The 13,101-nt window shown below is 56.8% G+C and carries 11 protein-coding genes and 1 tRNA gene; 1 reads left to right on the top strand and 11 read right to left on the bottom strand.

Going from position 1 to position 13,101, the window contains the following annotated elements; genetic code table 11:
- The 5 genes from BQ5353_RS06430 to BQ5353_RS06410 form a co-directional block, all read right to left on the bottom strand.
- The coding region (locus BQ5353_RS06430; RefSeq protein ID WP_233424501.1) for an ABC transporter substrate-binding protein at window positions 1-723 on the bottom strand (723 nt) is incomplete at its 3' end.
- Window positions 724-918: 195 nt separating this feature from the next.
- Complete coding sequence (locus BQ5353_RS06425; protein WP_054331896.1) at window positions 919-1,887, bottom strand: ABC transporter ATP-binding protein; 969 nt, start codon at window positions 1,885-1,887, stop codon at window positions 919-921.
- Window positions 1,884-2,882, bottom strand: coding sequence for an ABC transporter ATP-binding protein (locus BQ5353_RS06420; protein WP_054331897.1), 999 nt, complete (start codon window positions 2,880-2,882; stop codon window positions 1,884-1,886). Before BQ5353_RS06420 ends, BQ5353_RS06425 begins: the two co-directional genes overlap by 4 nt.
- Before the next feature lie 10 nt (window positions 2,883-2,892).
- Window positions 2,893-3,828: an ABC transporter permease gene (locus BQ5353_RS06415; RefSeq protein ID WP_083386429.1), complete on the bottom strand. Its 936-nt coding sequence runs from the start codon at window positions 3,826-3,828 to the stop codon at window positions 2,893-2,895.
- Window positions 3,825-4,760: an ABC transporter permease gene (locus tag BQ5353_RS06410; RefSeq protein ID WP_054331898.1), complete on the bottom strand. Its 936-nt coding sequence runs from the start codon at window positions 4,758-4,760 to the stop codon at window positions 3,825-3,827. Before BQ5353_RS06410 ends, BQ5353_RS06415 begins: the two co-directional genes overlap by 4 nt.
- 257 nt (window positions 4,761-5,017) lie before the next feature.
- Here BQ5353_RS06410 and BQ5353_RS13305 point away from each other — a divergent pair, with 257 nt between their 5' ends.
- The gene (locus BQ5353_RS13305) at window positions 5,018-6,955 is read left to right on the top strand and encodes an alpha/beta hydrolase family protein (RefSeq protein ID WP_071427512.1); all 1,938 of its coding nucleotides are present in this window, start codon (window positions 5,018-5,020) and stop codon (window positions 6,953-6,955) included.
- A 76-nt stretch (window positions 6,956-7,031) separates the two neighbouring features.
- On the opposite strand, the gene BQ5353_RS06400 is transcribed toward BQ5353_RS13305, so the two are convergent.
- From BQ5353_RS06400 to BQ5353_RS06375, 6 genes are all read right to left on the bottom strand, one after another.
- The gene (locus tag BQ5353_RS06400) at window positions 7,032-8,036 is read right to left on the bottom strand and encodes a uroporphyrinogen decarboxylase family protein (protein WP_231357929.1); all 1,005 of its coding nucleotides are present in this window, start codon (window positions 8,034-8,036) and stop codon (window positions 7,032-7,034) included.
- A 272-nt stretch (window positions 8,037-8,308) separates the two neighbouring features.
- Window positions 8,309-9,394 carry a transglutaminase domain-containing protein gene (locus BQ5353_RS06395; protein ID WP_161802864.1) on the bottom strand — a complete coding sequence of 362 codons (1,086 nt, stop codon included), beginning with the start codon at window positions 9,392-9,394 and terminating at the stop codon, window positions 8,309-8,311.
- Window positions 9,395-9,889: 495 nt separating this feature from the next.
- Window positions 9,890-9,974 (bottom strand) — tRNA-Leu (locus BQ5353_RS06390).
- Between the two features lie 45 nt (window positions 9,975-10,019).
- Window positions 10,020-11,291, bottom strand: a complete 1,272-nt coding sequence (locus BQ5353_RS06385; protein ID WP_071427511.1) for a methionine gamma-lyase family protein — start codon at window positions 11,289-11,291, stop codon at window positions 10,020-10,022.
- Between the two features lie 17 nt (window positions 11,292-11,308).
- Entirely contained in the window at window positions 11,309-12,088 is a 780-nt protein-coding gene (locus BQ5353_RS06380; RefSeq protein ID WP_071427510.1) for a GNAT family N-acetyltransferase, read from the bottom strand.
- A complete protein-coding gene (locus BQ5353_RS06375) occupies window positions 12,085-13,101 on the bottom strand; it encodes a M42 family metallopeptidase (protein WP_054331901.1) in 1,017 nt (338 codons plus the stop codon). The genes BQ5353_RS06380 and BQ5353_RS06375 overlap by 4 nt, the downstream gene beginning before the upstream one ends.

Here is a 13,101-nt window from a genome sequence, read left to right as displayed (position 1 = left end):
GCTGGGGTTTTTTACAAAAGTGGCCTGCTCGTTCTCGTTGACCGATTCCAGCTGGAAAGCGCCCACAGTGGGGTAACCGGGCTGGAGGGACCAGGTGCTTTCATGCTCCTTGGCAAAGTCGGGGCGAAGGGGCATAAACACACCGGCCTCGGTGACGGACAGGAAGTAGGGGCAGGGAGTAGAAAGCTCAATAACCAAAGTTTTGTCATCGGGGGCATAGACGCCTACATTGTCCATCTGTGCTACATCCAGCATGGACTCGTTGGCTGCGGCTGCACCTTTGACAAAGTTGGTCAGGTTGGATGCGTTAAAGGTGTTGTCGGGGCCGTAGCCGATGGCCCGCTTGATGCCGTAGACAAAATCGTTGGCGGTCAACGGCTGTCCATCGCTCCACTTCACCCCGTCAATAAGGGTAAAGGTATAGGTCAGGCCATCGTCACTGATGGTATACTCCTTGCACAGGTCGTTGACCAACTCGCCCTTTTCATTTTTATAAAAGAGGGTTGGGTTGGCGGCAAAAATAGGATGGTTCAGGTGGGTAGTGGAGTTGAGGGCGGGGTCCAGGGTAAAAATCTGGGAAGCGACAGCCACCGTCAATTCCTGAGCCGGAGCCTCTCCAGAAGCGCTGGAACTGCTTTCTCCATCTCCGGAGGAACAGCCGCTGAGAACCGGCGTAAGGGCCAAGACACCTGCCAACAGCAGGGCTATCCATTTCTTTTTCATAATACACCTCCAAAGAATATACAGTAATCTCAAATAATAATACAATAATAAGCCTGATTTTTTGGATTGTCAAGGGTTTTATGAATAAATATTAGTATATGCCTGTATTATTTGCATATCCACCCCATTTTTCTTTCAGGTAGGAATCGACATGTAAAAAAATTCCCTGCCCGCTGGCAGGGAATTTTTCTATCCTTATTTGTAGAGGAAGCAGGCAACCTGGCGGCCGTCCACATCCCGCAGCTGGGGCGTCTCTTTGGCGCAGCGTTCGCAGGCATGAGGGCAGCGGGTGCGGAAGGCGCAACCGCTGGGCAGGTTGAGGGGGCTGGGCAGTTCGCCGGAGATCTCCACCGGCTTCTTGGCCCGCTCCACCTTGGGATCGGGAATGGGGATGGATTGAAGCAATGCCTGGGTGTAGGGGTGTTTGGGGTTGTGGTACAGCTCGTCGCTGTCCCCCAGCTCCACCAGGCTGCCCAGGTACATAACCCCGATGCGGTGGGAAATGTGTTTCACCGCCCCCAGGTCGTGGGCGATAAACAGGTAGGAGATCCCGGTATCCTCCTGGATTTTTTGCAGCAGGTTGATGATCTGGGCCTGGATGGAGACGTCCAAAGCCGAGATGGGCTCGTCGCAGATGATGAATTTCGGATTCAAGGCCAAGGCGCGGGAGATGCAGATCCGCTGGCGTTGGCCGCCGGAGAATTCATGGGGGTACCGCCGGATGTGGTCCGGCTTGAGGCCCACCGTTTCGAGCAACTGGCAGACCTTTTCATCCCTCTCCTTGGTGGAGCCGTAAAGGCCGTGGATCTCCATGGGTTCCCGAATGATCTCCCCCACCGTCATGCGGGAGTTCAGGGAGGCGTAGGGGTCCTGGAAGATCATCTGCACATCCCGGCGGAAGTCCTTCAACTCCTTGCCCTTCAATGAGGTGATGTCCTTGCCTTCAAAGTAGATCTTGCCGCCGGTGGGCTGGTTGATCTTAACGATGGTCCGGCCCAGGGTGGATTTGCCGCAACCGGATTCCCCCACCAGGCCCAAAGTTTCGTGGTGGCCGATGGAGAAGGAGACGTCGTTGACCGCCTTGACCACCGGGTGTTTGCCGAAGCGGCCGCCGGTGGCAAAATAGGTTTTTAGATGTTCCACCTGCAAAATGGGCTCGCTCATTTCAAAACCTCCTTCTTAGCCTCCAGCCAGCAGCTGCAGCTGTGGGTGGGCGACAGGGTGGATACCGGCGGGGGCATCCGCTTGCAGATCTTCATGGCCTTTTCACACCGGTCCACAAAGGGACAGCCCGCCGGGGGCTGCAACAGGTCGGGCGGGGACCCGGGGATGGGGTGGAGTTCCTGGTCTTTTTCCGGGTTGTTGACGCAGCCCAAAAGGCCGATGGTGTAAGGATGCCTGGGATCGTAGAAAATTTCGTCGATGGTGCCGCTCTCCATGATCTTGCCGCCGTAGAGGATGATAACCCGGTGGCAGATGTTGGCCACCACCCCCAGGTCGTGGGTAATGAGGATGACGCTGGAATCCATCTGCTCCTGCAGGGATTTGATCAGCTGCAAAATCTTGGCCTGGATGGTCACATCCAGGGCGGTGGTGGGTTCATCGGCGATGATCAGTTTGGGGTTGCAGGCCAAGGCGATGGCGATGATGATCCGCTGGCGCATGCCGCCGGAAAACTCATGGGGATACTGCTTCAGCCGGGCCTCCGGCGAGGGGATGCCGACCTTGGTGAGCAGCTCAATGGCCTTTTGCCGCGCCTCTTGGCGGGAAAGGTGCTGGTGGTTCAGCAGCGGCTCTACCAGTTGGGTCTCAATATTCAAAACCGGGTTCAAAAAGGACATGGGGTCCTGGAAGATCATCGAGATCTCGTTGCCCCGGATCTTTCGCATATGGGCTTCGTATTCCTTCATGCCGCCGGCGAAGTGCTGGGGGGCGATCTCGGTCCCGTTGAACCGGATGCTGCCCTCGGTCACCCTACCGTTGGAGGCCAAAAGGCCCATGACCGAGTACATGGCTTGGCTCTTGCCGCTGCCCGATTCGCCGACGATACCCAATATTTCGCCTTTTTCCAGCGAGAAACTCACGTCCCGCACCGCCTGTACCTGGCCCTGTTCGGTGGTGAACTGGGTCGTCAGATGGTTGACTTCCAACAAACTCATAGCGCGCCTCCTACTTTTTCTTGGGGTCCAGCGCCTCGCCGACACCGTCGCCGATGAAGTTCAGCGAGAGCATGGTCAGGCAGATGGCCCCCACCGGCCAGATGATCTGGATGGGGTTGCTTTCGATGAGGCCCCGGGCCTCATTGGCCAAAGTGCCCCAGCTGGAGGCAGGGGCGCTGATGCCGATGCCCACAAAACTGAGGAACGCCTCGGTGAAGATGGCCGAGGGCACCATCAGGGTGACGTTGACGATGATGGCCCCAATGCAGTTTAAAATCAGGTGCTTAAACAGGATACGGCTGGTGCTGGCCCCCAGCACATAGGCGGCCAAGGCAAACTCCTGTTCTTTTAAAGAGAGAACCTGGCTGCGCACCAAACGGGCCATGCCCACCCAGGAGGAAACACAGATGCCCATGAGGATGCTCCACACATTGGAGCCGAAGATGAGCATGATGAAGATGACGTACAGAAGGGAAGGGATGGCGTAGATGATGTCCACGATGCGCATCATGACCATGTCCACCTTGCCTCCCACATACCCGGAGATGCCTCCGTACACCACCCCGATAAACAGGCAGATGATGGCCGCGGAGAAGCCCACCGCCAACGAGATGCGGGCGCCGTACATGACCCGGACAAAGATATCCCGGCCAAATTTATCGGTGCCGAACCAGTGTTGGGCGCTGGGCAGCTGATTGAGGGCGGTCATATCCATCTGATCGTAGCTGTATTTGGAGAACATGGGGACAAAAATTGCCATTAAAATCATCAGCACCAGGAACACCAGGCCCACCAGCGCCAGTTTATTCTTCTTGAAGCGGTTCCAGGAATCCTGGAGGAAGGTCTTGCTCTCCATGGCGATAAATTCACTGTTCTGCTCGCTGCTGTCCAGCGGTTCAAACAGGTCTTCGGTCCACTCCATATCCTTGAGTTCCAGGTTGTTCATGCGGCTTTCCTCTTTTCCAGTTTGATGCGGGGGTCAATCATGGCGGTCAGCAGGTCGCTCACCAGGTTGGTGAAGATGATGAAGGCGCCGAAGAAGATGGTCAGCGCCATAATCAGCGGGTAATCCCGGTTGGTGACGCTGGTGACAAACTCGCCGCCCAGGCCGGGGATGGAGAAGATGCTTTCGATGACAAAGCTGCCGGTCATCAGATAAGCCACCAGGGGTCCGGCGTAGGTCACCACCGGGATGAGGCAGTTTTTCAGGGCGTGTTTTACAATCAGCTTGATGGGGGAGGTCCCCTTGCTCTTGGCTAAAACCATGTAATCCTGCTTCATGGCCTCGGTCATGCTGCTGCGCACCAGACGGGCCACCATGGAGATGGGGTAGAGGGAGAGGGAAAAGGCCGGCAGGATGTAGTGGAGCGGCGTCTTTAGGCCGATGAAAGGCAGCCATTGAAGAATGACCCCAAACACCGTCATCAGCATCAGCGCATACAGGAAGCTGGGCACGCTGACCCCCACTGTGGCGAAGATCATCACCGAGTTTTGCACCCATTGTCGCTTGGACAACGCGGCGATGATGCCCAGCACAATGCCGGTGACCATGGAGAAGACAAAGGCCACCCCGCCCAGTTTGGCGGTGATCGGCAGTGCCTTGGCGATGATGGAGTTGACGCTGATCCCCTTGCGGGTCATCGACTCGCCAAAGTCGTTGTGCAGCACGTTTTTGATGTAGATGACATATTGTTCGGGGATAGATTTGTCCAAGTCATACTTCTCATACAATTTTTCCACCGCGGCGGCGGACATTTGGGAGACCTCGGCGCCGAAGGGGGAGCCGGGGATCGCCTTCATTAAAAAGAAGGTGGCCGTGGCCAGAACAAAGAGGGTCACAAGGCCCATCCCCAGCCGCTTAGCTGCATATTTTAACATGGAAAACACTCCTTTGGCAGTGATCGAACTATTCTTAAATGATACCGCCGGGGCCTGTCAATGTCAAGCCAAAAATGAATAAAAATAACATTTATACGCTATTTATTCAGATATTTTTGCATAATTGCCAAACATTCCAGCGGATTGGAAAGGTTTTTGTTTCAGTTTTTACTTGCGGGGAAACGGGGGGTAGGCTATAATACAACTATGTATTTTTATTCTGTTGTTGCGGCAATCAAAACAAGGAGGTATTACCTGTGAAAAAAATCGAAATGGCCGATCTTTTGGAGTATCGGTTTCTCTCCCGGCCAAGCTGTTCCCCCTGGCGCGACCAGGCGGTCTTCTTGGTGAACAAGCAAAACGCCCACCTCAACCGCTACCAGGGCAATCTGTACCTGGCCGACCTCGCCACCGGGGCGGTCTCCCAGCTGACCCGCACCGGTAAGGCTTCCTCTTTTGTGTGGGATTCCGACGGGGTGCTGCTCTGTGGCAAAAAGGCCAAGGAGGGCGCCGATTTTGAGCGGCTCTCGGTGGCTGACGGCACAACCTCCCCTGCCTTCCATTTCCCTCACCCGGTTCTAGGCATCACCCCGGTGGAACCTGGCAAAACCTATCTGGTGCTGGCGGATGTAAACCACAACCAGAAGGAAGGGCTTTCCGCCGCCCAGAAGAAAGATGAGGAGGATTACATCCCGGTCAGCGAGCTCCCCTTGTGGGACAACGGCGTCGGCTATGTGAGCGGCCACCGGGACGCCCTGTTCCTACTGGAGGAGAAAACCGGCGAAGCCCGGCCCATTACCCAATGGCCCTTCACCGTGGGCGCCTATGTCCTCACCCCGGACAAAAAACAGGTGGCTTATTCCGGCTGTTCCTACACCCAGCTGAAACCCCGGCAGAAGGGCCTTTACCTCTATGACATCCCCTCCCAGACCACCAAAACTATCCTGCCGGAAGGCGAATACCGCATCGGCAAGCTCCAGATGGTGGGGGAGACCCTCTTCTTCTCCGCCAGCCTGTGCGACAAACACGGCAGCAGCCAAAAAGATGACCTTTTCACCTGCGACCTTGCCACCCTCACGGTGAAGAAGATCGCCGAAAACGACTACACCATCGGCTGCAACGTCTCCACCGACTGCCGGTTCGGCGGCGGTTCCCCCACGGGAGAATACCAGGGCAAACTCCTCTATTTAACCACCGAGGGAAGCCGGGTGGGGATGAACCTGCTGGACAAGGCTGGAAACAAGGAGAAACTGCCAGAGTTTGCCGGGGCCATTGAAAATGTCAGCGTCAAGGGGGAGAAGATCCTCTTTGTAGCCATGGAAAACGGCAAGCTCCAGGAGCTTTACCTCTATGACGGCAAGGAATACCGCCAGCTGACCTGTCTCAACGAGGCTGCTTTGAAAAACAAAGCCGTCTCCCTGCCGGAGTACGCGGGCTTTACCAACTCCTCCGGCGTCAAAATCGACGGCTGGGTCATCAAGCCGGTGGACTTCGACCCCAATAAAACCTACCCTGGCGTCCTCTCGATGCACGGCGGCCCCTGTGTCGCCTGGGGCGAGTTGTTTGTCCATGAGATGCAGGTCCTCGCCGGCATGGGCTACTTTGTATTCCTGTGCAATCCCCGGGGCAGCGACGGCCGGGGGGCGGAATTTGCCGACCTGCGGGGCCATTGGGGTGAGTATGACTTCCCCGATTTCATGGAGTTTACCGACCATGTCTTGGCCCTCTATCCCCAGATGGATCCGGGGCGCCTGGGGGTCATCGGCGGCAGCTACGGCGGCTATATGACCAACTGGATCATCGGCCACACCAAGCGGTTCGCCGCGGCGGTCTCCCAGCGGTCCTTCTGCAACCCTATCAGCGACTTTGGCGTCTCCTGCATCGGCTACACCTTCGATCCAGAGCAGTTCTGCGCCACTCCCTGGAGCGATGTGGAGTTGCTTTGGGAACACGCACCGGTGAAATACGCCCCGGATGTGGTAACCCCCACCTTGTTTATCCACGCCCTGGAAGATTACAACTGCCCCTTGACTGAGGGCTTCCAGATGTTCTCCGCCCTGAAATACCACGGGGTGGAAAGCGAGATGTACCTGTTCAAAGGGGAGAACCACGAGCTGAGCCGCAGCGGTAAACCCAAACACCGCCAGCGCCGCCTGTTCGTCCTCACCGATTGGCTCAACCGCCATTTGCAATAAAGATCCTTTGCAGCGGCAAAAAGCCCGGCCCCATGGGGGCCGGGCTTTTTCATGTAAAACAGTGTTTTGGGAGGGCTTAGTGGGCAGCCGCATATTCAATGGCAGCCTGCCGGACCCACTCCAGACGGGTGTCGTCGATGTCGTTGGGAACGGTGCAGTCCGCACCCAGCATGACGCCCACCTGGCCGCACTCATCCAGGATCTTCCAGGCAAATTCTTTGACTTCCTGCTCGGTACCGGTGTAGATGGTCTTATCTTGGGCATACCCGCCGAATACCGGCTTTCCGCCAAAGAGCTTTTTGCCGTCTTTCAGGCTGACCCCTTCCACATAGACGGCGAAGTTGATCGCAGCGGCGTCAAAGTCGGTGAAGAGGTTAAGATTATTGGTTCTGCCGTGGTATCCGCAGATATGGAGAAGGTTGATGTTGCTGAGTTTGTTGGCGTTGTTTAGAACATCTTTCTCATAGGGGGCGATGTATTTGAGATAGAACTCATCGGGGAAGAAATTGCACTGGTTGTTGACGCTCAGGTAGATGCCCTCCACGCCGCCTTCCTTGATCAGCGCTTCGTTGATGGCGCTGATGCCTTCGGCAAGGTTCTTCATGGCAGCGGCCACCGCGTCGGGATCTTCCTCCATGTATTTGTGCAGGACAGTGTCTTGAAAAGCCTCGGGGCAGAGGCTCTTGCGCAGCACCATAGAGGGGGAGAAACCGGTGGCGTAGGTGGGGGCGTCAGAATCTTTGTAGAATTCCAAGGTGCGTTTGGTCAGTTCCAGGGTCTTTTTGGTGAAGTCGGAACTGAGAGAGGGGGCCTCCACGTTGCGCAGGTCAGCGGCGCATTTTACGTGAGAGACATCCACAGGCATGATCATCAAGGTGTCGTTCATGACTTTGATCACATCGGGATCGAATTTCTCTCTGGCATATTTGTGGCCGATGATGTTGCGCTCAAAGGCGTCTTGGTTCACCACACCCGTACCCCACTCGCTGGTAGGGCAGAAGTGGTGGAAAAATGCGACGGGAACACGGTCTACCGGTTTGTTTTGGAGAAAGTTCATAAACCTTTCACGCTTGGTCATCATAATTGCACTCCCTTTTGTTGTTTTAACTAATTTTTTCTCAACTTGTCTCTCTATATTAATCATTATACTATATTTAAGGGAAAACTGCAATGAAAAGACTTATTGTTGGAAGATATAGCAGTTCGAACAATAGGACACCAACGGACATAGATATTTCTCACAAGAAAGAAACCGCTCCAATGGAACAAGCGCAACCGGAGATGCTTCCCGGCGCAAAGGGCTAAACCCGGTGGGGGTCTGCTCGGCCTAGTTCCTTTTGCCGCCACTTGCAATCACAATGAAAATAGAGCTTCTGAGAGCCGGTTGAACCAATCTGCATCCCATGTATGACGGTCCAAAGCTTCCCCTTCAACGCCGCAGTAAAGGAAACCATAATCGGCCCTGCCCCGATCGCCGGTGGGATCGTAATAAAGCCAGCGGCCATCTATCCTGGCCATATTCCACATGTGGTTCTCTCCGCCTGCTTTCCCGCTGACCGTAATGCAGGGAATCCCCGCCTTTTCCAAAAGCGTTTGAAACGCCTGTGCATACCCGCCGCAGATCGCTAGATTGTTGTGGAGAGCCCCGTAGGCGGTGGTGGATTCATAGGGCATTTCCCCTGGGTGGGAATAGTAGCGGAAGTCATAATCCACATTCTGTGTGAGATAGGTGTACAAAGCCTCTGCCTGTTCTGCCTGGCTCATTCCCGCTGCTACCGTTTCCAGAAAAACCTGTTCCGCCAACCCATCGATTTCTGCCAGCCGCGCCCGGGCTTCCCCCAAAGTGAGCCCGCCCTGGGGGACAACTGTTATAGCCGTTCCATCCCGGTTGAGCTGGCAGAAAAGATACCCCCCGCCCACCTGCTGAAGGGCCTTGTTCATATCGTCAACCGTCAGGCTAAGGTTCGTGATGCGTATAGGGATATTCTCCTGCCCCAGCCCATCCCGGGCCACCTTTATCAAACTCCTTAAGCTGTCTACTTCCACACTGCAAAACCCATCAGGGTAGTCCCCTGTGCGGTATGGCATATAGGAGACTGTGCAGCGCAGCAGGCCATCCGGGTCAACCTCTGCATTGAAATCATAAGCATATTTGTACCGTGGATTATTGGAAAGTATTCTATAGTAAAGATTTTTGACGGCGAGGGGAACCCCCTCCTGTTCCGGAACACCGGATAGGTCAAAAGCGGGCGGCTGTTCTCCCGCCTCAATTGCCTGGGCCAACTCGTCCTGGATTTCTGACAAGCTGGTGACCGATACCCTCTGCTCACGGCCATCATCCCCCGGCCAATCCATTTCCAGGTATTGGACCGCGGCGGCAAAGCCCCCCGCCCGCCACCAGAGGACTGAGGCAAACTCCTCGGGGACGCTGGAAATCATTTGGCCATCGCCCTGCCCCCAAGGCAAAACATCCCCGGCCCATACGCTTGCCGACAAAACCAGGCAAAGCAACAAATCGCAAATATGTTTCATAAAACCACCCCTTATCTTTCTCCCTGAAAAGGTTCCGCCCCCCCTTTTGCCGGTGGAGAAGTTCTTATTCTCCAATAGAACCGCCGGCCTTTGGCAAGAACCATTCACTTCTTCCTGCCGGGTCCCCCCTTTGACAGATCTTTACTGCACTTGTGCGGATATTTATTATTACAGTACAATAAAACGATCCAATTTTTGCAGCATTTCCTATCTTTTTATAAAAAGATGCCAGCTTTAAATGTGGTATAAAACAAAACGCACCTCCCAAAAAGAGGTGCGCAATTTGTCTGGGGCGGCTCGCCGCTGGCCTTCGTGGCCAGTTTAGACCTGTTTTGGACGCGTGCGAAAACCTTGGGCAAAGCAAAACGCCCGGAGCGCAAAATGGCTCCAGGGCGGGATTTTTGGTGCGGATAACAGGACTTGAACCTGCACGGAGTGATCCACTAGAGCCTAAATCTAGCGCGTCTGCCAATTCCGCCATATCCGCAAAACTGCAAAGAAGATTATACCATCCCCTTTGCAGGATTGTCAACTAAACTAAAGTCAGGGAACCGCCCTCCAGCATGGATTGGGCAGCCAGCAGAATCCCGATTTTTCCGGAAGGATAGGTCAATCCGCCCTGGAGCCAAGCGGCGAAAGGCTCCCGGATAGGGGCGTCGGCGGAAAGTTCAATGGATGCGCCCATGGTGAAGGCTCCCGCGGCCATGATCACCTGGCTTTCATAGCCGGGCATGTCCCAGGCCTCTGGAACCACAAAGGAATCCACTGGAGAGCCCTTCTGGATGCCTTGGCAAAAGGCGGTCAGAGAGGGCTCATCCTTTAGGCAGACCGTTTGAATGATATCGGTGCGGTGCCCATCAAACTTGGGCAGCACCTCATAGCCCAGCAGGCTGAATAAGCTGGCGGCAAACACCGCTGTTTTCAAAGCGCTGGCCACCACCGTGGGGGCGTGGAACAGGCCCAGGTACATATTCCGGTTTTCCCCCAGAGTGCAGCCAGCCTCTTTGCCGATGCCGGGGGAGGTGAGCCGGTAGGCACACAATTCCACCAGGTCTTTGCGGCCGGCGATGTAGCCGCCGGTGCGGGCGATGCCGCCACCGGGGTTTTTGATCAGGGAGCCCATGATCAGGTCCGCCCCCACCTGGGTGGGCTCTTTATCCTCCACAAACTCGCCGTAGCAGTTGTCCACCATCAAGATGGCGTCAGGATTGCCCTGTTTCACCAGTTTGGCAATCTCCTCAATGTGGGCGATGGAAAGGGAATCCCGCAAGGAATACCCTCGGGAGCGCTGTATGTAGGCCACTTTTACCCCTTTGACCGCCTCTGGGATGGCGGCGTAATCGGGGGTGCCGTCGGGCAGCAGATCCAGCTGCCGGTAGTGGACACCGAAATCCTTGAGGGAACCGGAGCCCTCTCCCCGGATGCCAATAACCTCCTCCATGGTGTCATAAGGCGCGCCGGTGAGGGAGAGCAGCACATCCCCGGGCCGCAGCACCCCAAACAGGGCGGTGGTGAGGGCATGGGTGCCGGACACAAAGTTGTGGCGGACCAAGGCATCCTCCGCCCCGACGATCTGGGCAAAGACCGCGTCTAAGGTATCCCGCCCAATGTCCCCGTACCCGTAACCGGTGGAGCCGGCAAAGTGGCTCTCGCTGACCCGGTGTTCCCCAAAGGCGGAGAGCACCTTCATGGCGTTGTATTCCGCCCGCCGGTCAATCTCCTCAAATACCGGGCGGCAGCGCTCCTCTGCGCGGCCCGCCAGGGTTAAGATCCTCTCATCTATCTTAAAAAATGGATTGTTCACGCTATATTTCCTCCAAGTTATTTTGTTGGGGCAAAAAAGAACTGCCCGGCTTCCCCCCAAGGGGAAAAACCCAGGTGGGTGTAAAAGGGGAGAAGTTCCTCCCCAGCAGGCAGCAGCACTGGGATGGCGCCCCGGCACATCACCCAACCTGCGGCGGCCAGCACCGCCTGGGAGGCATACCCTTTCCCCCGGTATGCCGGCAAGGTGGCCACCGAGCCAATCATCCCATACCCAGCCCCCAGGTGGTACACCGAAGCGGTGCTCACCGGCTTGCCCCCTTCCTGGCAGAGGAAGGCGGCGGCCCGTCCGCTCCGCACCCGGGCGGAAAACCCGCAGAGCCATGGCCCATAGGGGGCATTTTTCTCAAAGCTGGGGTCGCTGGCGCAGAGCAGCCGGTAAACATCGGTCAGGCGGTCAGCCTCCCGGGCTGCCCAGGGAGGCGAAGGCCCCCGGTATTCCAGCAGCGGGGCGCTGCGCGGGGCACAGCCGCATCTTTCCGCAAGGGAGGAAAGGTAGGGATCCCGCCCCTCCGCCCAGCTGCCGCCGACCGCGGCGAGAAACTGGGTCAACTCTTCTGTGTCCACACTCTGGGAAAGAGCCAGGGTGAGGGTATCCCCCTCCCGGCCCACCCCGCCGGCGGGAAGGCCATCCCCATCCAGCGCCACCCAGAAGTCACAGTGGGGGGAGTTCATCCCATACACCGCCAGGAGGGCCTCCAGTTTGCCGCCAAACACCGGCTCCAGCCGGCAGGCCGCCTCCCACTGGGGCAGAAGCTCCCCCTCTAAAAAGCGGATCATTCCGGCAGCCGCTGGGCCAGCAGGCGAACCAGCGCCAAATCGTTTTCTATATCCTCCATCTGAAGCACACAGGAAGGGGAATGGAGGTACCGGCAGGGCAGGGAGAGGCCCAGAACCTTTGCACCGCCTGCGGCCGACTGGACCGCCCTGGATTCGTTGCCGCCCGCTACTGCGGCCTTGGTTTGGCAGGGGATTCCCGCCTCCCCAGCCCAGGCAAGAGCCTGACAGTACAAATCAAAATCATAGATGGTGCCCCTGTCCATAAAGGAGAGCACCGGCCCCCTGCCCACCTGGCACACCTGTTTGCCCGGCTCCACCCCGGCGATATCCGAGGCAGTGGTGGCCTCCAGGATCACCCCGATGTCCGGGTTCACCCCAAAGGCGGCGGTTCTCCCACCCAGGCAGCTGGTTTCCTCCTGGACGGTGAAAGCGCAGACAATGTCATAGGGCAGGTCCTCTTTCAGCAGCTCGATGAGGACAGCGCAGCCCGCCCGGTCATCCAGGGCAGGGCCTTTGATCATCCCCTTGCCGAAGGGTTCAAAGGAGGATGCAAATTTGGCCCGGTCCCCCAGATGAACCGCCTTTTCCGCTTCCTCTTTGGAGGAGGCGCCGATATCAATATACAAATCATCCATAGAAGGGGCTTTGCCCCGTTCCCCCGGCGACTGCATGTGGATGGCCTTGGTGCCGATCACCCCGTAGAGGCCGCTGTCCCCAACAAGGACGCTTTTGCCCACCACCACCCGGGTGTCAATGCCCCCTACGGCGGCAAACCGCAGCAGGCCGGATTCCTCAATATAGGTGACAATAAAGCCCACCTCATCCATGTGGGCGGAAAAGAGGACAGTTTTCGCCCCGGTTTGGGCGCCTTTTTTATAGGCGATCAAGTTGCCGGAGGGGTCGGTTCTGCACTGGGCATAGGGGGCAACCTCCCTTGCGATCCGCTCCCGCACCAAATCCTCCCGGCCGGAGACGCCGGGCAGAAGGCTGAGTTCTTGTAGCAGTTCCAGCAT

Source organism: Merdimmobilis hominis (assembly GCF_900104615.1).
Taxonomy (GTDB): domain Bacteria; phylum Bacillota; class Clostridia; order Oscillospirales; family Ruminococcaceae; genus Merdimmobilis; species Merdimmobilis hominis.
Note: the sequence above shows the minus strand (reverse complement) of the source record. Positions and strands in the feature narration are given on the sequence as shown.